Origin of the sequence: Mycobacterium sp. IS-836, from assembly GCF_001954275.1 — a bacterium.
Classification (GTDB): domain Bacteria; phylum Actinomycetota; class Actinomycetes; order Mycobacteriales; family Mycobacteriaceae; genus Mycobacterium.
In genome coordinates this window covers 1-22,693 of sequence record NZ_MBEU01000042.1, presented here as the reverse complement: position 1 = coordinate 22,693, position 22,693 = coordinate 1, and the positions used below count along the sequence as shown (strand labels likewise).

General features: G+C 69.3%; 20 protein-coding genes. 19 read left to right on the top strand and 1 reads right to left on the bottom strand.

Annotation, left to right across the window (positions count from 1 at the left end; translation table 11 throughout):
• Positions 1 to 15: 15 nt before the first annotated feature.
• A complete protein-coding gene (locus tag A5747_RS12395) occupies positions 16 to 624 on the bottom strand; it encodes an N-acetyltransferase (protein ID WP_076124538.1) in 609 nt (202 codons plus the stop codon).
• Positions 625 to 944: 320 nt separating this feature from the next.
• Between A5747_RS12395 and A5747_RS12390 the strand changes: the two genes are divergently transcribed.
• The 19 genes from A5747_RS12390 to A5747_RS12300 all read left to right on the top strand — a co-directional run.
• Positions 945 to 1,346, top strand: coding sequence for a DUF3040 domain-containing protein (locus A5747_RS12390; protein WP_076124536.1), 402 nt, complete (start codon positions 945 to 947; stop codon positions 1,344 to 1,346).
• A 381-nt stretch (positions 1,347 to 1,727) separates the two neighbouring features.
• Complete coding sequence (gene mraZ, locus A5747_RS12385; RefSeq protein ID WP_076062437.1) at positions 1,728 to 2,159, top strand: division/cell wall cluster transcriptional repressor MraZ; 432 nt, start codon at positions 1,728 to 1,730, stop codon at positions 2,157 to 2,159.
• Complete coding sequence (gene rsmH, locus A5747_RS12380; RefSeq protein ID WP_142245546.1) at positions 2,134 to 3,348, top strand: 16S rRNA (cytosine(1402)-N(4))-methyltransferase RsmH; 1,215 nt, start codon at positions 2,134 to 2,136, stop codon at positions 3,346 to 3,348. Before mraZ ends, rsmH begins: the two co-directional genes overlap by 26 nt.
• Positions 3,345 to 4,514, top strand: a complete 1,170-nt coding sequence (locus A5747_RS12375; RefSeq protein WP_076124532.1) for a hypothetical protein — start codon at positions 3,345 to 3,347, stop codon at positions 4,512 to 4,514. The genes rsmH and A5747_RS12375 overlap by 4 nt, the downstream gene beginning before the upstream one ends.
• On the top strand, positions 4,511 to 6,562 hold the full coding sequence (locus A5747_RS12370) for a penicillin-binding protein 2 (RefSeq protein WP_076124530.1): 2,052 nt from the start codon (positions 4,511 to 4,513) through the stop codon (positions 6,560 to 6,562). The genes A5747_RS12375 and A5747_RS12370 overlap by 4 nt, the downstream gene beginning before the upstream one ends.
• 127 nt (positions 6,563 to 6,689) lie before the next feature.
• On the top strand, positions 6,690 to 8,237 hold the full coding sequence (locus tag A5747_RS12365) for a UDP-N-acetylmuramoyl-L-alanyl-D-glutamate--2,6-diaminopimelate ligase (RefSeq protein ID WP_076124527.1): 1,548 nt from the start codon (positions 6,690 to 6,692) through the stop codon (positions 8,235 to 8,237).
• A complete protein-coding gene (gene murF, locus A5747_RS12360) occupies positions 8,234 to 9,796 on the top strand; it encodes a UDP-N-acetylmuramoyl-tripeptide--D-alanyl-D-alanine ligase (protein WP_076124525.1) in 1,563 nt (520 codons plus the stop codon). Before A5747_RS12365 ends, murF begins: the two co-directional genes overlap by 4 nt.
• Positions 9,793 to 10,872 (top strand): phospho-N-acetylmuramoyl-pentapeptide-transferase, encoded by a 1,080-nt coding sequence (mraY, locus tag A5747_RS12355; protein ID WP_076124522.1) that lies wholly within the window; start codon positions 9,793 to 9,795, stop codon positions 10,870 to 10,872. Before murF ends, mraY begins: the two co-directional genes overlap by 4 nt.
• Before the next feature lies 1 nt (position 10,873).
• Positions 10,874 to 12,343, top strand: coding sequence for a UDP-N-acetylmuramoyl-L-alanine--D-glutamate ligase (gene murD / locus A5747_RS12350; protein ID WP_076124519.1), 1,470 nt, complete (start codon positions 10,874 to 10,876; stop codon positions 12,341 to 12,343).
• Positions 12,344 to 12,349: 6 nt separating this feature from the next.
• Positions 12,350 to 14,068 (top strand): putative lipid II flippase FtsW, encoded by a 1,719-nt coding sequence (gene ftsW / locus A5747_RS12345; protein WP_076124516.1) that lies wholly within the window; start codon positions 12,350 to 12,352, stop codon positions 14,066 to 14,068.
• The gene (gene murG, locus A5747_RS12340) at positions 14,065 to 15,285 is read left to right on the top strand and encodes an undecaprenyldiphospho-muramoylpentapeptide beta-N-acetylglucosaminyltransferase (RefSeq protein WP_076124514.1); all 1,221 of its coding nucleotides are present in this window, start codon (positions 14,065 to 14,067) and stop codon (positions 15,283 to 15,285) included. The genes ftsW and murG overlap by 4 nt, the downstream gene beginning before the upstream one ends.
• Before the next feature lie 65 nt (positions 15,286 to 15,350).
• A complete protein-coding gene (murC, locus tag A5747_RS12335; protein WP_198938180.1) occupies positions 15,351 to 16,793 on the top strand; it encodes a UDP-N-acetylmuramate--L-alanine ligase in 1,443 nt (480 codons plus the stop codon).
• On the top strand, positions 16,790 to 17,752 hold the full coding sequence (gene ftsQ, locus A5747_RS12330; RefSeq protein ID WP_076124512.1) for a cell division protein FtsQ: 963 nt from the start codon (positions 16,790 to 16,792) through the stop codon (positions 17,750 to 17,752). Before murC ends, ftsQ begins: the two co-directional genes overlap by 4 nt.
• Before the next feature lie 237 nt (positions 17,753 to 17,989).
• Complete coding sequence (ftsZ, locus tag A5747_RS12325) at positions 17,990 to 19,147, top strand: cell division protein FtsZ (RefSeq protein WP_076124551.1); 1,158 nt, start codon at positions 17,990 to 17,992, stop codon at positions 19,145 to 19,147.
• Between the two features lie 91 nt (positions 19,148 to 19,238).
• A complete protein-coding gene (gene pgeF, locus A5747_RS12320; protein ID WP_198938179.1) occupies positions 19,239 to 19,967 on the top strand; it encodes a peptidoglycan editing factor PgeF in 729 nt (242 codons plus the stop codon).
• A gap of 17 nt (positions 19,968 to 19,984) precedes the next feature.
• Complete coding sequence (locus A5747_RS12315) at positions 19,985 to 20,776, top strand: YggS family pyridoxal phosphate-dependent enzyme (protein ID WP_076124554.1); 792 nt, start codon at positions 19,985 to 19,987, stop codon at positions 20,774 to 20,776.
• Positions 20,777 to 20,843: 67 nt separating this feature from the next.
• Positions 20,844 to 21,497, top strand: a complete 654-nt coding sequence (locus A5747_RS12310; RefSeq protein WP_076124506.1) for a cell division protein SepF — start codon at positions 20,844 to 20,846, stop codon at positions 21,495 to 21,497.
• A 199-nt stretch (positions 21,498 to 21,696) separates the two neighbouring features.
• Positions 21,697 to 21,987, top strand: a complete 291-nt coding sequence (locus A5747_RS12305; RefSeq protein ID WP_067007636.1) for a YggT family protein — start codon at positions 21,697 to 21,699, stop codon at positions 21,985 to 21,987.
• Positions 21,988 to 22,261: 274 nt separating this feature from the next.
• Positions 22,262 to 22,693: DivIVA domain-containing protein (locus A5747_RS12300; protein ID WP_142245544.1), on the top strand; the 432-nt coding region annotated here is incomplete at its 3' end.

Genomic DNA, 22,693 nt, shown 5'->3' with positions numbered 1-22,693 from the left:
GATCCGGCATGTCTCCTATAGGGGCAGGGCGCGGCCCAGGATCGCGAACGCCCGTGGGTCACCGGCGAAGTGGTAGCGGCGGATCACGTCGGTGAATCCCAGCCGCCGGTACAACCGCCAGGCCCGGTTGGGCTCGCCGTTGGTTTCGGGCGTGGAGAGCAGGACGTTGCGCTCACCGCGGCCCGACAGCAGCCGCCGGGCGAGTGCCTCGCCCAGGCCGCGGCCCTGCGCGCGGGGGTGAATGTGCAATTCGGTCAGCTCGAAGTAGCTGGTCATCAGGCGGGTGATCTCCTGAGACGGCAAGCCGCCGCGCTGCAGGCCCAGGACGACCTGCTGCTGCCACCACTGACCGGGGGCCCCGGGGTATCCGTAGGCCACGCCGAGCAGCGGTGCGTCGGTCAACTCCGCAGTCGAGGGTGCCGAGCCGGTTGCGTCAGCTTCGACGTCGGCTTCAACAACGGCGGCTCCCTGCCATCCCTGTCGCCGAATGTGCTCCAGCCACATCGCGGCGCGCTGATTCCCGGTGCCTCTCGGGTAGCGCATCGCGTCGACGTAGACACCGAGGGCGTCACCGAGGCGGCGCTCCATATCGTCCGGCGGCAGATCGATGAGGAATATCGCCAACTCGCGGTGTCCTCCTCAGCCGTCCAGTGATTCGGTGTGGCGCCGTGCCGGGATCTCATCGGGGTGCCTCGGCCGTGCGCGCCTATCGCCATTATCGGACGCGGCGATAGGCGGCGGTCGAGCGGTCGCGCTAACGGGCTATCGCCGTTGCGGCCCACCTGATTGCCGGAATGATCGCCGGGCGGCGCGGGAGATAGAATCGCCGACGAACCAGTGGTACGCCGCAGATAGACCTCGTATCATCTGAGTTAGTTGCCCCCACAACGGGCATCCGCGTGATATCGATAGTTACGTGCCAAGCGGTCGGCAAGGAGGGACGAATGCCACTCTCCGATCATGAGCAGCGGATGCTCGATCAGATCGAGAGCGCGCTCTATGCCGAGGACCCCAAGTTCGCTTCGAGCGTACGTGGCGGGGGGTTCCGGGCGCCGACGGCACGGCGGCGGTTGCAGGGCGCGGCGCTGTTCATCATCGGTTTGGCGATGCTGGTGTCCGGCGTGGCATTCAGGGCGACGATGATCGGGAATTTCCCGATTCTCAGCGTCTTTGGCTTCATCGTGATGTTCGGCGGCGTGGTGTTCGCGATCACCGGTCCGCGGTTGGCCGGCAGGTCGGGCCACTCGGGTTCGATACCGGGAAGGCAGCAGCGTCGCGGCAAGGGTGGCGGGGGCTCGTTCACCAGTCGTATGGAGGACCGGTTCCGCCGTCGCTTCGACGATTAGCCGGATCGCCTGACGTAGCGTCACCTGACACAGCATCACCTGACACAGCGGGGTAGCCGATGGCTACCCCGTTTTCGTGTTCGAGCCCAATTCGAGCCCGAAACGATCCCAAACCGAGCCCCACTTGGCCCCACCCGGGCGCCCCACTTGGCCCCACCGACCGACTTTGACGCCTTGAAATGCGTCTTTCCGACGCCGCGATCGGGTCCCCGCGTGACCCCGGGCCGGCGTCGGGCGGCCCAACGTGGCGGATGATTCGGAAAACCCGGCGACGACACGACAGTAATGGGGCGAAGTGGGGGATTGTGGGGTATGGTGGCTGAAGCGTTTGGGCGAGCGTTTGGGTGAGGCGAAAGCCGGGTCTCCATGGGAGGTGAGCTGGTGTTTCTCGGCACCTACACGCCCAAGCTCGACGACAAGGGGCGGCTGACGTTGCCCGCCAAATTTCGCGACGCACTGGCAGGGGGGTTGATGGTCACCAAGAGCCAAGATCACAGCCTGGCCGTGTACCCGCGGACGGAATTCGAACAGCTGGCCCGACGGGCGAGCAAGACATCGCGAAGCAACCCGGAAGCCAGGGCATTCCTGCGCAATCTGGCCGCCGGCACCGACGAGCAGCATCCCGACGCGCAGGGACGCATCACCTTGTCGTCCGACCATCGCCGCTATGCCAACCTCTCCAAGGACTGCGTGGTGATCGGGGCGGTCGACTACCTCGAGATCTGGGATGCGCAGGCCTGGCACGACTACCAGCAAACCCACGAAGAGAACTTCTCCGCGGCCAGCGATGAAGCACTCGGCGACATCATCTGAGGCGCATGCCCGTGCATCGTGGCCTCTGCCCGAACCGACCCTGGCGTACTTCCCCAACGCCAGGTTCGTGCCTTCGGACAGGGACCTCGGTGCCTGGGCATCCCGCCCGATCCGGGGAGGTGTTGCGGTGGTTGACGATCCAGAAGATTTGGGCCAACGAGACTTCGGCTCAGGGAAATTCGGGCATGTGCCCGTCCTGGCGCAACGCTGCGTCGAGCTGCTCACCCCCGCATTGACCCGCAACCACGCGGACGGGTCGGGGGCGGTCCTCGTCGACGCCACCATCGGCGCGGGCGGGCACGCGGAGCGGTTCCTCACCGAATTGCCGGGCCTGCGGCTGATCGGGCTCGACCGTGACCCCAGCGCGCTCGACATCGCCCGGAATCGGCTGACGCAGTTCGAAGACCGAATCACGTTGGTGCACACGCGCTATGACGGGCTTGCCGCGGCGCTGGCTGAATCCGGTTACGCCCCAGCCGAATCGGTGGATGGTGTGTTGTTCGATCTCGGCGTTTCGTCGATGCAGCTCGATCGCGCGGAGCGCGGCTTTGCGTATGCCCAGGACGCGCCTCTGGACATGCGGATGGACCCGGGCTCGCCGCTTACGGCGGCCGACATCGTCAACACCTACGACGAGCGCACCCTGACGGACATCCTGCGCCGCTACGGCGAGGAGCGGTTCGCGCGCCGCATTGCCGCCCACATCGTCCGGCAGCGTTCCCGCACCCCGCTGACGTCGACGTCCGAGCTGGTTGCCCTGATCTACCAAGCGGTTCCGGCACCTGCCCGGCGTACCGGCGGGCACCCGGCCAAGCGCACATTTCAGGCGCTGCGGATCGCGGTCAACGAGGAGCTGGACTCGCTGCGCGGCGCCATTCCCGCCGCGCTGGGCGCCCTCACCGCCGCGGGCCGCATCGTGGTGCTGGCCTACCAGTCCCTGGAAGACCGCATCGTCAAGCGCGTGTTCGCCGACGCGACCGCCTCGCGCTCGCCGGTGGACCTGCCGGTCGAGCTGCCGGGGCACGCGCCACGATTCAGGTCGTTGACGCGCGGCGCTGAACGCGCCGACGCCGCCGAGATCGAGCGCAACCCGCGCAGCGCCGCGGTGCGATTACGGGCCCTGCAACGGGTGCAGCCCGGGGTGGGACCGAATGCCGAAGCGCAGACAACCGGGAAGGGCGACGCATGAAGGCAAAGCGCGACACGCAGAAACGCCGCGCTGTCAATGACCGCCGGGATCGGCGCGACGGCGTCGCCCGCAAAGGCCGGCGCGCCGCCGCAGAGTCGGCATCGTCGCGGCGGACCCGGCCGGGCAGGAGCGCGGCGCCCGCCCGCGACGCCCGTGCGCCCAAATCGGGCCCGCAGACCAGCCCGATCGCCCGGCCGGTCGAGCGGGCGGCCCGTCCCAAGAGCACAAGCCAGGCCAAGGCCCGCGCAAAGGCGCGAAAAGCCAAGGCGCCCAAGGTTGTCCGGCCTCGTCTGAGCGAACGCTTGGCCAACCGGCTGGCATCGATTGACCTGCGGCCCCAGACCTTGGCGCGCAAGGTGCCGTTCGTCGTGCTGGTGATCGGGGCCCTCGGTCTGGGGCTGGGCCTGACGCTGTGGTTGTCCACCGATTCGGCGGAGCGCTCCTACCAGCTGAGCCACGCCCGGGAGAAGAACCGACTGCTGCAGCAGCAGAAGGAGTCGCTGGAACGCGATGTGCGCGAGGCGGAGTCGGCGCCGGCGCTCGCCGAGGCGGCCCGTAAGCAGGGCATGATCCCGACGCGGGACACCGCCCACCTGGTCCAGGATCCGGCCGGCAATTGGGTGGTGGTGGGCACGCCCAAGCCGGCCGACGGCGTTCCGCCGCCGCCGCTGAACACCAAGCTGCCCGAGCCGGGCCCACCGCCACCCCCGAAGCCGGCGGCGCTGCCCCCGGAGGTCCCGGTCCGGGTACAGCCCGCCCCAGCCGGCCCCGCCGGTCCTGGCGCTCCTAGTGTTCCTGGTGTTCCGCCGGCGCCGGTCAGGTCAGGGCCGGAGGCGTTGCTGCGGGCGCCCGACGGCTCGACGACGGTCGGCGGCCAGCACCTGACGCAGCCCGCTTCGCCGCTGCCCGGCATGCCCGGGGGGCCGGCCATCGGGCAGTTCCCCGGTGTGCTCCCGATGCCGGGCTTGCCGGCGCCCGCGAGTCCGGCGCCCCAAAGTCCCGCGACCGGGCCCCCCGAAGTGTCAATTCCGTTGGGCGGGCTGCCGATCCCGGCTGCGCCCCGGGTTCCCGCGCCGCTGCCCGCGGAAGTGCCGGTTCCGGTGCAACCGGGGGCGCTAGCGCCCCAGGCCGTGATGCCGGCACCGGCGATGGGTGTGCCCCGGTGACCCGCGGCGAGTCCCGGCGCGCCCGCCGGTCGCCGACGACCCGCGGTCCCGGTAGTGCGCGGGGAGCCAAGGAGATTGGGAAAACGAGGCGATCCCGCAAGCCGGAGAAAGCTCAGAAAACTCAGAAAGCCCAGAAAGCCCCGAAAGCCAAGGAGGCCAACAAGTCCCGCGCGGCCGGACGGTCCGATGCGCCGGGTCGCTCCGCACGGGAGCGACGGACCCGTCAGCTGGTGGACGCCGGCACGCGCGGCGCGTCGTTCGTTTTCCGGCATCGAGCCGGCAATGCGGCCATCTTGGCGCTGATGCTGGTGGCAGTGGTGCAGCTGTTCGTCCTGCAGGTGACGAACGCCCCGACGCTGCGGGCGCAGGCGGCCGGCCAGCTCAAGGTCACCGACGTCGAAAAGGCCGTCCGCGGCAGCATCGTCGACCGCAACAACGAACGCCTGGCGTTCACGATCGAGTCGCGGGCGTTGACGTTCCAGCCGAAGCGGATTCGCAAGCAATTGGAAGAGGCCAAGAACAAGAACTCGGCCGCCCCCGATCCGCAGCAGCGGATGCGGGACATCGCCAAGGAGGTCGCGGCCCGGCTGAACAACAAGCCGGACTATCAGACCGTCCTGAAGAAGTTGCAAGGCAACGACAACTTCGTCTATCTGGCTCGCGCCGTCGACCCCGCCGTCGCCGGCGCGATCTCCGACAAGTATCCCGAAGTCGGTTCGGAGCGACAGGATCTGCGCCAGTACCCGGGCGGATCGCTGGCGGCCAACATCGTCGGCGGCATCGACTGGGACGGGCACGGCCTGCTCGGGCTGGAGGATTCGCTGGACGCCGTGTTGTCGGGAACCGACGGCTCGGTCACCTACGACCGGGGCTCGGACGGCGTGGTCATCCCCGGCAGCTACCGCAACCGGCACCGGGCGGTCAACGGTTCGACCGTCCAGCTCACCATCGACGACGACATCCAGTTCTACGTTCAGCAGCAGGTCCAGCTGGCGAAGGATGCGTCTGGGGCGCACAACGTTTCGGCCGTCGTGCTGGACGCCAAGAACGGCGACGTGCTGGCCATGGCCAACGACAACACCTTCGACCCGTCGCAGGACATCGGGCGTCAGGGTGACAAGCAGCTGGGCAACCTGGTGGTGTCCTCGCCGTTCGAGCCGGGCTCGGTGAACAAGGTGATCACCGCGTCCTCGGTGATCGAATACGGCCTGTCCAACCCCGACGAGGTGCTGCAGGTACCCAACTCGATCCAGATGGGCGGGGTCACGGTGCATGACGCCTGGGAACACGGCGTGATGCCCTACACCACCACCGGCATATTCGGAAAGTCGTCGAACATCGGTACCCTGATGCTGGCGCAGCGTGTTGGCCCGGAACGCTTCTACGACATGCTCCGCAAGTTCGGGCTGGGTCAGCGCACCGGCGTCGGGCTGCCCGGTGAGAGTGCCGGGGTGGTGCCGCCCATCGACCAGTGGTCGGGCAGCACCTTCTCGAACCTGCCTATCGGCCAAGGGCTTTCGATGACCCTGCTGCAGATGACAGACATGTACCAGACCATCGCCAACGACGGGGTGCGGGTACCGCCGCGGATCATCAAGGCCACTATCGCGCCCGACGGCACTCGCACCGAAGAATCCCGCCCGGAGGGGATTCGGGTGGTGTCGCAGCAGACGGCGCAGACCGTGCGGGGCATGCTGCGCGCCGTAGTGCAGCGCGACCCGATGGGGTACCAGCAGGGCACCGCGCCGGCGGCCGGTGTACCCGGCTATCAGATTGCCGGCAAGACGGGCACCGCCCAGCAGATCAACCCCGGCTGCGGTTGCTACTTCGACGACGTCTACTGGATCACCTTCGCGGGGATGGCGCCCGCCGACAATCCCCGTTACGTCATCGGCATCATGATGGACAACCCGCAGCGCAACGCCGACGGCACGCCGGGACACTCGGCGGCCCCGCTGTTCCACAACATCGCCGGCTGGCTGATGCAGCGGGAGAACGTCCCGCTGTCACCCGACCCGGGCCCCCCGCTGACGCTGCAGGCCATGTAGCGGCCGACCACCCCCGCTCCAACACCCACTGCCACACCCACTCGAACGCGACGACACCTCACGGCCCGGCTGCGCCTAGGTAGGGTGTCATGGCTGATCATGGGGATCACGCGGCGTCTTCAGGGAGGTGACACAGGTGGTGGCCACTGGGTTGCGTCCCCGCGACACCGCGGGCGTGCGGCTGCCCGCACTGGCCGCCCAGGTGGGCGCCGTTCTCGCGGGCCAGGCCGCGACCGTGCCGGACGTGGCGATCACCGGCGTGACGCTGCGTGCTCAGGATGTTCAGTCCGGTGACCTGTTCGCCGCCCTGCCTGGCTCGTCCACCCACGGCGCGCGGTTTGCCGGTGAGGCGATCGAGCGCGGCGCCGTCGCGGTGCTCACCGACGCCGCCGGGCTCACCGACATGGGCCCTAACAAGGGCAGCAGCGTGCCCACCCTGGTCCACCCCGCGCCGCGCAGCGTGCTCGGTGGCATTGCCGCCACGGTGTACGGAAACCCGTCCGAGAAGATGACCATCGTCGGCATCACCGGAACGTCGGGCAAGACCACCACCACTTATCTCGTCGAGTCCGGTCTGCGGTCGGGCGGGCGCACCCCGGGGCTCATCGGCACCGTCGGCATCCGCATTGACGGCGTCGACGTCCCAAGCACGCTGACGACGCCGGAGGCGCCCGCGCTGCAGGCGATGCTGGCCGCCATGGCCGAGCGCGGGGTCGACACCGTGGTCATGGAGGTATCCAGCCACGCGCTGACGCTGGGCCGGGTGGACGGCACCGGGTTCGCGGTGGGCGGTTTCACCAACCTGTCCCGTGACCACCTCGACTTTCACCCCACCATGGCCGACTACTTCGAGGCCAAGGCGTTGCTGTTCGACCCCAGCTCCGCGCTGCGCGCCCGGACCGCGGTGGTGTGCATCGACGACGACGCCGGGCGCGCGATGGCCGCCCGGGCGGGGGCCGCGATCACCGTCAGCATCGAAGACCAAACCGCCGATTGGCGAGCCGTCGACGTCGCGCCGATGGGAGCCGGGGGACAGGAGTTCACCGCCGTCGACCCCGCCGGCGTCCGGCACCGGGTCGGCATCCGGCTGCCCGGGCGCTACAACGTCGCCAATTGCCTTGTCGCGCTGGCCATTCTCGATGCTGTCGGGGTCTCCGTCGAACGGGCGTCGCAGGGACTGCTCGAAACCCGGGTCCCGGGGCGGCTGGAAGAGATCGACTGTGGGCAGGATTTTCTCGCGCTGGTCGACTACGCGCACAAGCCGGGCGCGTTGCGTGCCGTGCTGACCACGCTGCGGCGGCCGGGTCGACGGCTGGCGGTGGTGTTCGGTGCCGGCGGCGACCGCGACCCGGGCAAACGGCGGCCGATGGGCGAAATCGCCTCCGAGCTAGCCGATTTGGTCGTCGTCACCGACGACAACCCGCGTGACGAGGACCCCGCGGCAATCCGGCGCGAGATCCTCGCGGGAGCGGCCGCGGGCAAGGCCCAGGTCGTCGAGATCGGCGACCGCCGCGCGGCCATCGACCACGCCGTCGCCTGGGCCGGCCCGGGCGACGTCATCGTGATCGCCGGCAAGGGCCACGAGACCGGGCAGCGCAGCGCGGGCCAGACCCGCCCCTTCGACGACCGGGTGGAGCTCGCCGACGCGATACGGGCCCGCGGGGCCGCGCGATGATCGACCTGACGGTCGCCCAGATCGCCGAGATCGTCGGCGGCACGCTGGCGGACATCTCACCGGAGACCGCCGCGCAACTCCGCGTCACCGGGAGCGTCGAATTCGACTCGCGTGCAATCGGTCCCGGCGGGCTGTTCTTGGCTCTGCCCGGCGCCCGATCGGATGGGCACGACCATGCCGGCTCGGCGGTCGCCGCCGGCGCGGTCGCCGTGCTGGCCGCCCGGCCGGTCGGGGTCCCCGCCATCGTGGTGCCCCCGGCGGGCCCCGCGGACTCGCGCGCCGGCGTGCTCGAACATGACGCCGACGGGTCGGGCGCCGCGGTCCTGGCCGCTTTGGCCAAGCTGGCCACGGCGGTGGCCGCGGAGCTGGTCGCCGGCGGGCTGACCATCATCGGCATCACCGGCTCGTCGGGAAAGACCTCCACGAAAGACTTGGTGGCAGCCGTGCTGCGGCCGCTGGGCGAGGTGGTGGCCCCGCCCGGATCGTTCAACAACGAACTGGGCCATCCCTGGACGGTGTTGCGCGCGACGCGGGGCACCGACTTCTTGATCCTGGAGATGTCGGCGCGTCATCCCGGCAACATCGCCGAGCTGGCGCGCATCGCCCCGCCCGCGATCGGGGTGGTCCTCAACGTCGGCACCGCCCACCTGGGTGAGTTCGGCTCGCACGAGGCCATTGCCCGCACCAAAGCCGAACTGCCACAAGCTATTCCGGAATCTGGCGTGGTCATCCTCAACGTCGACGACCCGACGGTGGCCGCGATGGCTCATGTCACAGCGGCCTGGGTGGTCCGGGTGAGCCGAGTCAGCCAGACCGAATCCGGGCCCAGCGACGTCTGGGCGGAAAACGTGTCGCTGGACGAATTGGCCAGGCCGCGTTTTACCCTGCACGCGATGAACCCGCAAGGCGCCGTCGAGGCCGAGGTGCAACTCGGCGTGTACGGCGATCACCAAGTCACCAACGCGCTGTGCGCCGCCGCCGTCGCGCTGCAATGCGGCGCCAGTGTGGAACAGGTGGCCGCCGCGCTTGCCGAAGCCGGGCCGGTGTCGAGCCACCGGATGCAGGTGACCACCCGCCCCGACGGGGTGACGGTGATCGACGACGCCTACAACGCCAACCCCGACTCGATGCGAGCCGGGCTGCAGGCGCTGGCCTGGATCGCCCACGGCGGCGAAGAACACCGGGCGCGGCCCCGGCGCAGCTGGGCCGTCCTGGGCGAAATGGCCGAGCTCGGCGACGACGCGATAACCGAGCACGATCGCATCGGCCGGCTGGCGGTGCGCTTAGATGTGTCTCGACTCGTTGTGGTGGGAATGGGGAGGTCGATGAGCGCCATGCACCACGGAGCGGTCATGGAGGGCTCGTGGGGCTCGGAGACCGGTCCGGGGGCCGATAGAGGGGCCGTGAACGTCGCCGACGGCGACGCCGCCCTCGCGTTGCTACGGGCCGAACTGCAACCCGGCGACGTGGTGCTGGTCAAGGCCTCGAACGCGGCCGGACTCGGTGGCCTCGCCGACGCGCTCGCCGCTGAAGACACGGCCGGCGGGGCTCGCCCATGAGACAGATCCTCATCGCCGTCGCCGTCGCGGTGGCCGTCTCAATCCTGTTGACTCCAGCGCTGATCCGGCTGTTCACCAAGCAGGGCTTCGGCCACCACACCCGCGAGGACGGGCCGCCCAGCCACCACACCAAACGCGGCACGCCGTCGATGGGCGGGGTGGCGATCGTGGCCGGCCTCTGGGCCGGCTATCTGGGCGCACACCTCGTCGGGCTGGCCTTCGACGGTGCGGGGATCTCCGCATCCGGCCTGCTGGTGCTGGGCCTGGCCACCGCGCTCGGAGGCGTCGGATTGGTCGATGACCTGATCAAGATCCGCCGGTCGCGCAACCTCGGGCTGAACAAGACGGCCAAGACGGTCGGGCAGATCACCGCCGCGGTGTTGTTCGGCGTTCTGGTGTTGCAGTTCCGCAATGCCGACGGCTTGACACCGGCGAGCGCGGATTTGTCCTACGTCCGCGAAATCGCCACCGTCACACTGGCTCCCGGGCTTTTCGTGCTGTTCTGCGTGGTCGTCGTCAGCGCCTGGTCCAACGCGGTTAATTTCACCGATGGCCTGGACGGGCTGGCCGCCGGAACCATGGCGATGGTCACCGGGGCCTACGTTCTGATCACCTTCTGGCAGTACCGCAACGCATGCGTCACCGCGCCGGGGCTGGGCTGCTACAACGTGCGCGATCCGCTGGATCTGGCGATCATCGCGGCCGCGACCGCGGGCGCGTGCATCGGCTTTCTGTGGTGGAATGCCGCGCCGGCCAAGATCTTCATGGGGGACACCGGGTCGCTGGCGCTCGGTGGCATCATCGCGGGGTTGTCGGTCACCAGCCGCACCGAGATCCTCGCCGTCGTGCTGGGTTCCCTGTTCGTCGCCGAGGTCACCTCGGTTGTCCTGCAAATCCTGGCTTTTCGCACCACCGGGCGCCGGGTGTTCCGAATGGCGCCCTTCCATCATCATTTCGAGTTGGTCGGCTGGGCCGAAACCACGGTGATCATCCGCTTCTGGCTGCTCACCGCGATCACCTGCGGTCTGGGCGTGGCCCTTTTCTACGGTGAGTGGCTGGCCGCGATCGGTGCCTGACATGTCCGGGCTCGAGCCGCTGGCGCCGGGCGCGCCGGTGCTGGTCGCCGGCGGCGGCGTCACGGGCAGGGCGGCTCTGGCGGCCCTGAAGCGGTTTGGTGCGGCCGCGACGCTGTGTGACGACGATCCCGCCACGCTGCGCGGCTACGCCGAGAGCGGGGTGGTCACCATGGCCACATCGACTGCCACGCAACGGATCTCAGACTTCGCCTTGGTCGTCACCAGCCCCGGCTTCGCGCCGACGACGCCGCTGCTGGCCGCCGCCGCGACGGCCCAGGTGCCAGTCTGGGGTGACGTGGAGCTGGCCTGGCGGCTGGAGGCGGCGGGCTACTACGGGCCGCCGCGCCGCTGGCTGGTCGTCACCGGCACGAACGGCAAAACCACGACGACGTCGATGCTGCAGGCCATGTTGATGGCGGCGGGCCGGCGCAGCCTGCTGTGCGGCAACATCGGCACCCCGGTGCTGGATCTCCTCGAAGAGGATTCGGCCGAACCCGCCGAGCTGCTGGCCGTCGAGCTGTCCAGTTTCCAGCTGCACTGGGCGCCGTCGTTGCGGCCCGAGGCGGGCGTGGTGCTCAACATCGCCGAAGACCACCTGGACTGGCATGGCACTTTGGCCGACTACGCCGCGGCCAAGGCCCGCGTGCTGAACGGCCGGGTCGCGGTCGTCGGCCTGGACGACGCCCGGGCCGCCGCTCTGCTGGACACCGCGGCGGCGGCGGTGCGGGTCGGCTTTCGGCTCGGTGAGCCGGCCGCCGGCGAACTCGGCGTGCGCGGTGGCCAGCTGGTCGACCGCGCCTTCGCCGACGATCTGACGCTGTTGCCGGCCGAGTCGATACCGGTGCCGGGCCCCGTCGGGGTTCTCGACGCCCTGGCCGCCGCGGCGCTGGCCCGCAGCGTCGGTGTGCCCGCCGAGGCGATCGCGGCCGCGATCGCCTCGTTCCGGGTGGGCCGGCATCGGGCGGAGGTGGTGGCCGTCGCCGACGGGATCACCTATGTCGACGACTCGAAGGCCACCAACCCGCACGCCGCCGAGGCGTCGGTGTTGGCCTACCCGCGGGTGGTCTGGGTGGCGGGTGGTTTGCTGAAGGGCGCATCGATCGACGCCGAGGTCGCCAGGATCGCATCTCGGCTGGTCGGAGCGGTGCTCATCGGCCGAGATCGCGGAGAGGTTGCAGAGGCGTTATCGCGACACGCGCCGGATGTCCCCGTCGTCCACGTTGTGACAGGCGAGGATGCTGATATGCATGCGACTGCTGTGGTCTCTGATACCCATGTGACAGAAGTGAAACTTTCGAGCGACGACCTCGGCATTCGCGTCATGACCGCGGCCGTGGACGCGGCCCGTGACATGGCAAAGGCCGGCGACACGGTGCTGCTGGCGCCGGCCGGCGCATCGTTTGACCAGTTCACCGGCTACGCCGACCGTGGCGACGCGTTCGCGGCCGCCGTGCGCGCGGCGCTCCGGTAGGCGGGTATGGGTCACGCGCTGAACCGGTTCTTACGCCGGGACAAGGGAAAGAACGCAACCCCGGCCGAGCGGGCCGAGGCCGAAGAGCCGGCCGCCGCGAAGGACGCACCCGAGCCCGACGCCATGGTCGACGAGGAACTCGACGACGCAGCCGCCCCGGACGAGGCCTCCGAGGTTCCGGCCGAGCCCGAAGCCAAGTCCGAAGCCAAGTCCGATGCCGACGCGGAAGACGCAAAGCCGCGGGCTCAGGCTTCCGGGAGCGAAGACGGCGGCCCGCGCAAGCGCTTCGGCGCCTGGCTGGGCCGCCCGATGACCTCGTTCCACTTGATCATCGCGATCGCCGGTTTGCTGACCACGCTCGGCCTGATCATGGTGCTGTCGGCGTCCGGCGTGCGGTCCTACGGCGACGACGGCTCGGCCTGGGTGATCTTCGGCAAGCAGGTCCTGTGGACGGTCATCGGGGTCATCGGCGCCTACTTCGCGATGCGGATGCCGGTGCGGTTCATCCGCCGTGTCGCGTTCCCCGGATACGTGGTCACCATCATCTTGCTGGTGCTGGTGCTGGTCCCGGGAATCGGCAACCTAGCCAACGGCTCTCGCAAGTGGTTCGTGATCGCCGGCTTCTCCATGCAGCCGTCCGAGCTGGCGAAGATCGCCTTCGCCATCTGGGGCGCGCATCTGCTGGCGGCGCGACGAATGGAGCGGGCCTCGCTGCGCGAGATGCTGATCCCGTTGGTGCCCGCGGCGGTCATCGCGCTGGCGCTGATCGTGGCCCAGCCCGACCTCGGGCAGACGGTCTCGCTGGGCATCATCCTGCTGGCCCTGCTCTGGTATGCCGGTCTGCCGCTGCGGGTCTTCGTCACGTCACTGTTCGCGGTCTTCGTCGCGGGCGCGATCCTGGCGATGTCGGCTGGTTACCGCTCGGACCGGGTGCGCTCGTGGATGAACCCGGAAACCGACCCGCAGGACACCGGTTACCAGGCGCGACAGGCGAAATTCGCGCTGGCCCACGGCGGCATCTTCGGCGACGGTCTGGGCCAGGGTGTGGCCAAGTGGAACTACCTGCCCAACGCGCACAACGACTTCATCTTCGCGATCATCGGCGAGGAGCTCGGCTTCGTCGGGGCGTTCGCGCTGCTGGTGCTGTTCGGGTTGTTCGCCTACACCGGCATGCGGATCGCGCGCCGCTCCGCCGACCCGTTCCTGCGGCTGCTGACCGCCACCACCACGATGTGGGTGCTGGGCCAGGCGTTCATCAACATCGGCTACGTGATCGGCGTGCTGCCGGTCACCGGTTTGCAGCTGCCGCTCATATCTGCCGGCGGAACATCAACGGCCGCAACACTTTTCATGATAGGAATCGTCGCCAACGCGGCGCGCCATGAGCCCGAGGCGGTCGCCGCGCTGCGCGCCGGCCGCGACGACAAGATGAACCGGCTGCTGCGGTTGCCGCTGCCCCAGCCGTATGTTCCCACGCGCATCGAGGCGTTCCGCGATCGCAAGCGGACCCGACCCGCTGCCGGGGGCCGAAAGGCCGCCCAGGGGCCGGCCCGGAAGGCTGCCCGGAACCCCGAGCCGCCGCTGCGGCCGGCTTTCCCCCGTACGGCTGCCCGCGCGGCCCGGCGCTCAGGGCATCATGGATCTGGCCAGCGCCGCGCCAGTCAGGCTGCCGGCCAGCGTCAACCACGGCGCGCTCGTGCATTGGAAGGTCAGCGTTACGGGTGAACAACACGGTCAGGAAGGCGACCGGCGGGCGGGGGAAAAATTCCTCGCCCGCCGGTGCCGCTTTGTCGGTCGTCCTGGCCGGTGGTGGCACCGCGGGGCACGTCGAGCCGGCGATGGCCGTCGCCGACGCGCTGTCCGCACTGGATCCGCAGGTCCGGATCACCGCGCTGGGCACCGCGCGCGGGCTGGAGACCAGGCTGGTGCCCGAGCGCGGCTATCACCTCGAGCTGATCACGCCGGTCCCGCTGCCGCGTAAGCCCACGGGCGATCTGGCGCGGCTGCCGACGCGGGTGTGGCGCGCCGTCCGAGAGACCCGGGCGGTGCTCGACGCCGTCGACGCCGACGTGGTCATCGGGTTCGGCGGTTACGTAGCCCTGCCCGCCTACCTCGCCGCGCGCGGCATCCCCGGGCCCTTCGGTCATTTACGTCGCCGCAGGCACCGGATTCCGGTGGTTATCCACGAGGCCAACGCCCGCGCCGGGCTGGCCAATCGCGTCGGCGTGCGCAGCGCGGACCGGGTGCTGTCGGCGGTGCCGGATTCCGGGCTGCCGCGCGCCGAAGTGGTCGGCGTCCCGGTACGCGCGGCCATCACCGCGCTGGACCGCGCGGCGCTGCGGGCCGAAGCACGCCAGCACTTCGGCTTCGCTCCCGACGCGCGCGTGCTGCTGGTTTTCGGGGGTTCCCAGGGCGCCGTCTCGCTCAACCGCGCGGTCTCGGACGCCGCCGCCGAGCTGGCCGCCGCGGGCGTGTCCGTGCTGCATGCGCACGGCCCCAAGAACACCCTCGAACTGCGCACACCCGAGCCCGGCGATCCGCCCTACGTGGCGGTGCCATATCTGGACCGGATGGACCTGGCCTACTCCGCCGCGGACCTGGTGATCTGTCGTTCCGGCGCGATGACGGTCGCCGAAGTGTCGGCGGTGGGCCTGCCGGCCATCTACGTGCCGTTGCCGATCGGCAACGGCGAGCAGCGGCTCAACGCCCTGCCGGTGGTCGACGCCGGTGGCGGCGTGCTCGTCGCCGACGCGGATCTGACGCCGGGCCTGGTCGCTCGGCGGGTGATCGGGTTGCTGACCGATCCGCCGCGGCTCGCGGCGATGACCGCGGCGGCCGCCCGGGTGGGGCATCCGGATGCGGCGCGGCAGGTGGCCCAGGCGGCGCTAGACACCGCACGCCAGGCCCGAAGGGCGCGGTCGGCGGCCGGGGGCCGGCGGTGAGCGGCACCGAGCCGTTGCCCCGCGAGCTGCCTCCCCAGCTACCTCCCGAGCTGCAGCGGGTGCACATGGTGGGTATCGGGGGCGCTGGCATGTCCGGCATCGCGCGCATCCTGCTGGACCGCGGCGGCCAGGTATCCGGCTCGGACGCCAAGGAATCGCGCGGCATCCACGCGTTGCGGGCCCGCGGCGCGCTGATCCGGATCGGACATGACGCGTCGTCGCTGGATCTGCTGCCCGGCGGCGCCACCGCGGTCATCACCACCCACGCCGCCATCCCGAAGACCAACCCGGAGCTCGTCGAGGCCCGGCGCCGCGGCATTCCGGTGGTGCTGCGACCGGTGGTGCTCGCCAAGCTGATGGCTGGGCGCACCACGCTGATGGTCACCGGCACGCATGGCAAGACCACGACGACGTCGATGCTGATCGTGGTCCTGCAGCACTGCGGGCTGGACCCCTCGTTCGCGGTCGGCGGCGAACTCGGCGAGGCCGGCACCAACGCCCACCACGGCAGCGGCACTTGCTTCGTCGCCGAGGCCGACGAAAGCGACGGCTCGCTCCTCGAGTACACGCCCAACGTCGCGGTGGTCACCAACATCGAGACCGACCACCTGGACTTCTACGGCAGCGCCGATGCCTATGTCAGGGTGTTCGACACCTTCGTGGAGCGGCTCGCCCCGGGCGGAGCGCTGGTGGTGTGCACCGACGACCCCGGGGCGGCGGCACTGGCCCAACGCAGTGCCGAGTTGGGCCTCCGCGTGCTGCGATACGGGTCCGGGTCGGCGGGGGAGTCGGACCCAGACCTGGCCGGCGCGCTGCTGTCGTGGGAGCAGCAGGGCACCGGGGCCGTCGCGGACATCCAGTTGGCCGGCGAATCGCAGCCGCGGGTGATGCGGCTTTCGGTGCCCGGGCGGCACATGGCGCTCAACGCGCTGGGCGCGCTGCTCGCGGCGGTCGAGGTCGGCGCCCCCGCCGACGCTGTACTCGACGGACTCGCCGGCTTCGAAGGGGTGCGGCGCCGATTCGAACTCGTCGGGTCGGCGAGCGTCGGCAAGGGGTCGGTGCGGGTATTCGACGACTACGCCCACCATCCGACCGAGATCAGCGCGACGCTCGCGGCGGTGCGCACTCTGCTCGAGCAGAGCGGTGAGGGCCGCTCGCTGGTGGTGTTCCAGCCCCATTTGTATTCGCGGACAAAGGCTTTCGCGGCGGATTTCGGGCACGCGCTGGATGCCGCCGACGAGGTGTTCGTGCTCGACGTCTACGGGGCACGCGAGCAACCCCTCGCCGGCGTCAGCGGGGCCAGCGTCGCCGAGCACGTCAGCGTGCCGGTGCGCTACCTTCCGCATTTCTCGGCGGTGGCCGAGGAGGTGGCGGCTGCCGCCGGGCCCGGCGACGTCATCGTGACGATGGGTGCCGGCGACGTGACGCTGCTGGGGCCGGAGATCGTGACCGCGCTGCGGGTGCGGGCCAACCGCGCCGCACCCGGCCAGCCCGGGGTGCCGCAATGAGCGAACCCGACGACGCCACACCGACTGCCCCGCCGACCGACCTGGCGGCCGGCTCGGACGGTTCGGACGGTTCGGACGCCGAGAACGCGGTCACCGAACCGCTGGAGGCGCAAAACGGTGAAACTCAAGCGGAGGAGCCCGAATTCGAGGGGCCGCGGCGGCGTGCCCGCCGCGAACGCGCCGAGCGCCGAGCCGCGCAGGAGCGCGCCCGGGCGATCGAGGAAGCGCGCCGCGAGGCCAAGCGCCGCGTCAGTGGGCGCATCGCCAACCAGCCCAAACCCGTTGCGCGAGGCGTTGTTCGAGGCCTGAAGATGTTGTTGGCGTCGGTGGTGATCGCCGTCGTCGGGGTCGGGCTCGGGCTGATTCTGTACTTCACGCCCGCGATGTCGGCCCGCAACATCGTGGTCACCGGGCTTTCGGTGGTGACCCGCGAGGAGGTCCTCGATGCCGCGCGGGTGCGGCCCGGAACCCCGCTCTTGCAGATCAACACCAACCAGGTCGCCGACCGGGTGGCGACGATCCGCCGGGTGGCCAGCGCGCGGGTGCAACGGCAGTACCCGTCGGCGCTGCGGATCACCATCGTCGAGCGAGTCCCGGTGGCAGTGAAGGACTTTGCGGACGGCCCGCACCTGTTCGACCGGGACGGCGTTGACTTCGCGACGGCTCCGCCGCCGCCGGCGTTGCCGTACCTGGATGTCGCCAATCCGGGGCCGACGGACCCGGTGACCAAGGCCGCGCTGCAGGTTTTGTTGGCGCTGCGTCCCGAGGTCGCGGGTCAGGTCGCTCGGGTCGCGGCGCCCTCGGTGGCGTCGATCACCCTGACCCTGGGCGACGGGCGGGTGGTGATCTGGGGGACCACCGACCGCACCGAGGAGAAGGCCGAAAAGCTGGTGGCGTTGTTGACGCAGCCCGGGAAGACCTACGACGTGTCCAGCCCCGACCTGCCGACCGTGAAATAGCAGCGCACGCACGAATGTGCGGCCAGTCGCACGCTCGACGCCGAATGTGCGGCCAGCCGCACGTTCGATGTCACAAAAATTTGCGCGCCGCGCGTCGGCGCGCCTGCGAGATTCGCGCGCGTCATGCCCATACCGTTCTGGTTGCGCGGAACTACTTGACATAACTCTAAATCTATGGTTGAGGTTGAGAGTTTGCCAGGCGGAGACACCGAGTCCCACCAGGGAGGAAGAGAAATGATGACCCCCCCGCACAACTACTTGGCCGTCATCAAGGTCGTGGGTATCGGTGGCGGCGGCGTCAACGCCGTCAACCGGATGATCGAGCAGGGCCTCAAGGGCGTGGAGTTCATCGCGATCAACACCGACGCGCAGGCGTTGTTGATGAGCGATGCCGACGTCAAGCTCGACGTCGGCCGCGACTCCACCCGTGGATTGGGCGCCGGCGCGGACCCCGAGGTGGGACGCCGGGCCGCCGACGACGCCAAGGACGAGATCGAGGAACTGCTGCGCGGGGCCGACATGGTGTTCGTCACCGCCGGCGAAGGCGGCGGCACGGGCACCGGCGGGGCACCCGTCGTCGCCAGCATCGCCCGCAAACTCGGTGCGTTGACCGTCGGCGTCGTCACCCGGCCGTTCTCGTTCGAGGGCAAGCGGCGCAGCAATCAGGCCGAAACCGGCATCAACTCGCTGCGCGAGAGCTGCGACACCCTGATCGTGATCCCCAACGACCGGCTGCTGCAGATGGGGGATGCCGCGGTCTCGCTGATGGACGCGTTCCGCAGCGCCGACGAGGTACTGCTCAACGGCGTGCAGGGCATCACCGACCTGATCACCACGCCGGGGCTGATCAACGTCGACTTCGCCGACGTCAAGGGCATCATGTCCGGCGCGGGTACGGCGCTGATGGGCATCGGTTCGGCACGCGGCGAGGGCCGCTCGCTCAAGGCCGCCGAGATCGCCATCAACTCGCCACTGCTGGAGGCGTCCATGGAGGGCGCGCAGGGCGTGCTGATGTCGATCGCCGGCGGCAGCGACCTGGGTCTGTTCGAGATCAACGAGGCGGCATCGCTGGTGCAGGACGCCGCCCACCAGGACGCCAACATCATCTTCGGCACCGTCATCGACGACTCGCTGGGCGACGAGGTGCGGGTCACCGTCATCGCGGCGGGCTTCGACGCGTCCGGTCCCGGTCGCAAGCCGCTGCTCGGCGGCAGTGCCGACAAGGGGGAGAAGGCCGGCGCGCACCGCATCGAGTCGGCCAAGGCCGGCAAGCTCACCTCGACGCTGTTCGAGCCCGTCGACGCCGTCAGTATGCCGGTGCACACCAACGGTTCGACGCTGAGCATTGGTGGCGACGATGACGACGTCGACGTGCCGCCGTTCATGCGCCGCTGAGGGTCTCAATTTGCTTGCCAGTCCGCGACAAACCGGCCGCGGCGGGACGTCGCTGACACCTGAACGGCAACGGCGTCCGGATACTGGGCATGTGAGCGTTCGCATCCGGCGGGTGACCACCACCCGCGCGGGCGGCGTCTCGGTGGCGCCGTTCGACTCCTTCAACCTCGGCGACCACGTCGGCGACGACCCGAAGGCCGTCGCAGCCAACCGCGCCCGGCTGGCCGCCGCCATCGGCCTGAGCGTTAAGGGGGGCACCGACCGGGTGGTGTGGATGAACCAGGTGCATGGCGATCGAGTCGAGGTGGTCGACGAGCCACAGAGAGCCGCCGTCGGCGGCGGGGTGGGCACCGACGCGTTGGTGACCGCCACGCCCCGACTGGCGCTCGCGGTGGTGACCGCCGACTGTGTGCCGGTGTTGCTGGCCGACGCGCGCGCGGGCGTGGCCGCGGCGGTGCATGCCGGCCGCGTCGGGGCTCAGCGCGGCGTGGTCGCCCGCGCGGTGGAGACGATGCTGCGGCTCGGCGCGCACGCGGTCGACATATCGGCCCTGCTCGGCCCGGCGGTCAGCGGCCGTCACTACGAGGTGCCCGAGGCCATGGCCGACGAGGTCGAGGCGGCACTGCCGGGCAGCCGCACCACGACGGCGGCCGGGACGCCCGGACTCGATCTCCGCGCCGGAATCGCTTGCCAGCTAAAGGATTTGGGCGTCACGTCGATCGACATCGATCCGCGCTGCACGGTGGCCGACCCGACACTCTTCAGCCATCGCCGGGGCGCGCCGACCGGGCGGCTGGCATCACTGGTCTGGATGGAGTGACCGCCGTGGCGGTGGACATGGGGGCGGCGGGGTCGAGTCAAGGAAACCGCGAATCGGAATTGACTCATGCGTTGGCGGCGGTGCGTTCGCGACTCGCGATGGCCGCGGAAGCGGTGGGTCGCAATGTCGGCGAAATTGAACTTCTCCCCATTACCAAATTCTTTCCAGCAACCGATGTTGCGATTTTGTCTCGATTGGGTTGTCGGTCCGTTGGCGAATCGCGCGAGCAGGAAGCCGCGGCAAAGGTGGCCGAACTCACTCGATTGTCAGAAGTTGCGGGTCGAACTGATACGGGGCACGCGGATTGGCGGGAACTGCACTGGCACATGGTTGGGCGGATTCAGCGGAAGAAAGCCCGTTCCCTGGCTCGCTGGGCCCACACCGCCCACTCGGTCGACAGCGCGCAGCTGGTTACCGCGCTCGACCGGGCCGTCGCAACGGCCCTGGCCGAGGGCAGCCGCCACAACCCCTTGCGGGTCTACGTGCAGGTGAGCCTCGACGGCGACGCGTCGCGCGGCGGCGTCGATGTTCGGGTGCCGGGGGCCGTCGACGACGTCTGCGGGCGGGTTCAGCAGTCGAAATGCCTGGAGCTGGTCGGACTGATGGGCATCCCGCCGCTGGACTGGGACCCGGACGAGGCCTTTGGCCGGCTGCAATCGGAGCACCGTCGGGTCCTCGAATCGCACCCGAACGCGGTAGGCCTGTCCGCCGGCATGTCCGACGATCTGGAAATTGCCGTCAAACATGGTTCGACGTGTGTGCGTGTCGGTACCGCGCTATTGGGTCCGCGGCGGTTACCGTCACCGTGAGTAGTCACTGTAGTCACACCTTCATCACAGACACCAATAATCCCAGGGGCTAGAAGGGGTCAACGCAATGAGCACACTGCATAAGGTCAAGGCCTACTTCGGTATGGCCCCCATGGACGACTACGACGACGAGTACTACGACGACCACGCTCCCTCGCGCGGCTTCCCGCGCCCCCGCTTCGACGACGGGTACGGCCGCTACGAGGGACGCGACTACGACGATCCACGCGGGGACCTGCGCGGTGACCCGGACTACCCGCCGCCCGGTGGCTATCGCGGCGGCTACGGCGACGAACCGCGCTACAGCCCCGTCCATCCCCGCGACTTCGACCGGTCCGAGATGAGCAGGCCGCGCCTGGGGTCTTGGTTGCGCAATTCCACCCGCGGCGCACTGGCGATGGACCCACGCCGGATGGCGATGATGTTCGAAGAAGGCCACCCGCTGTCGAAGATCACCACGCTGCGGCCCAAGGATTACAGCGAAGCCCGCACCATCGGCGAGCGGTTCCGGGACGGTACCCCGGTCATCATGGACCTGGTGTCGATGGACAACGCCGACGCGAAGCGGCTGGTCGACTTCGCGGCCGGCCTGGCCTTCGCGCTGCGCGGCTCGTTCGACAAGGTTGCGACCAAGGTGTTCCTGCTGTCGCCCGCCGACGTCGACGTCACCCCGGAGGAGCGCCGCCGGATCGCCGAAACCGGCTTCTACGCTTACCAGTAACCCTCACCAATAACCCGTAGACCAACAGCCAGGCGACCCGCTTGAGCTGCGATGCGGCCCACACTTGGTGTGTGACTGTGCGAGCAGTCGGTACGCTGGCCATTGCCGCGCTAGCGTGCGGCGACTGACATCAGGCGACTGACACCGTCAGTTACGGTCAGTCACCGTCAGTCTTCTTATCGGTAAGGTCGGGCTCTCGTTGGTGCTGTTCTTTCAGATCCTTGGGTTTGCGCTGTTCATCTTCTGGCTGCTGCTCATCGCTCGGGTCGTCGTCGAGTTCATCCGCTCGTTCAGCCGTGACTGGCGGCCCACCGGCATCACCGTGGTGATCCTCGAGATCATCATGTCGATCACCGATCCACCAGTGAAGCTGCTACGTCGGCTGATCCCCCAACTCACCATCGGCGCCGTGCGCTTCGACCTGTCCATCATGGTGCTGCTGCTGGTCGCGTTCATCGGCATGCAACTGGCGTTCGGCGCCGCGGCATGACCCACCCGCATGCAACACCTACCTACATGCCACACCTACCCGCAGGCAACGGGCGACGGTTCGGCCACGGTTCGACGTCGGTTTGATGCGCGCAATTTTAAAATTTTAAGGATTGGGATTTTATTGCTCTTAGTCTGTGAAATTGGTTCTTATTTATCGGCCTAATCGGCAACCGCCGAGTCTGGTGTGACAGGATGGGCGGCAGTTGCACAACGGCTACCACTCCGTTCTACACTTTCCAGAACGTTTGACAGGAACTTGAGGGGAACGAACAATGCCGCTTACACCAGCCGACGTCCACAATGTGGCGTTCAGTAAGCCACCAATCGGCAAGCGCGGTTACAACGAGGACGAGGTCGACGCCTTCCTCGACTTGGTGGAGAACGAGCTGACGCGGCTCATAGAAGAGAATTCGGATCTGCGCCAGCGGATCGAGGAACTCGACCGGGAGCTGGCCGCCGGGGGCGGCGCCGGTGCCGGCCCCTCCGTTGCTGCTCAGCCCACTCAGGCGATTCCTGTCCGCGAACCCGAACCCGAGCCGGTCAAGCCGGCGCCCGTGGCGGCGCCCGAACCAGCGGCGTTCGCGGGAACCACCGAGGAGCAGGCCATGAAGGCCGCTCGGGTGCTGAGCCTCGCTCAGGATCTGGTCGGCGTTGGCGCGGGCATCGGCGAGCATCTTGTCCGACTCGGCCTTGGCGGTGCTGGT

Excerpts from the sequence above, each read along its gene's own strand:
- A5747_RS12390 (WP_076124536.1), top strand. The coding sequence starts at position 945 with ATGCCACTCTCCGATCATGAGCAGCGGATGCTCGATCAGATCGAGAGC.
- rsmH (WP_142245546.1), top strand. The coding sequence starts at position 2,134 with ATGAAGCACTCGGCGACATCATCTGAGGCGCATGCCCGTGCATCGTGG.
- A5747_RS12375 (WP_076124532.1), top strand. The coding sequence starts at position 3,345 with ATGAAGGCAAAGCGCGACACGCAGAAACGCCGCGCTGTCAATGACCGC.
- murF (WP_076124525.1), top strand. The coding sequence starts at position 8,234 with ATGATCGACCTGACGGTCGCCCAGATCGCCGAGATCGTCGGCGGCACG.
- mraY (WP_076124522.1), top strand. The coding sequence starts at position 9,793 with ATGAGACAGATCCTCATCGCCGTCGCCGTCGCGGTGGCCGTCTCAATC.
- murD (WP_076124519.1), top strand. The coding sequence starts at position 10,874 with ATGTCCGGGCTCGAGCCGCTGGCGCCGGGCGCGCCGGTGCTGGTCGCC.
- ftsW (WP_076124516.1), top strand. The coding sequence starts at position 12,350 with ATGGGTCACGCGCTGAACCGGTTCTTACGCCGGGACAAGGGAAAGAAC.
- murC (WP_198938180.1), top strand. The coding sequence starts at position 15,351 with ATGGTGGGTATCGGGGGCGCTGGCATGTCCGGCATCGCGCGCATCCTG.
- ftsQ (WP_076124512.1), top strand. The coding sequence starts at position 16,790 with ATGAGCGAACCCGACGACGCCACACCGACTGCCCCGCCGACCGACCTG.
- ftsZ (WP_076124551.1), top strand. The coding sequence starts at position 17,990 with ATGACCCCCCCGCACAACTACTTGGCCGTCATCAAGGTCGTGGGTATC.
- A5747_RS12315 (WP_076124554.1), top strand. The coding sequence starts at position 19,985 with ATGGGGGCGGCGGGGTCGAGTCAAGGAAACCGCGAATCGGAATTGACT.
- A5747_RS12310 (WP_076124506.1), top strand. The coding sequence starts at position 20,844 with ATGAGCACACTGCATAAGGTCAAGGCCTACTTCGGTATGGCCCCCATG.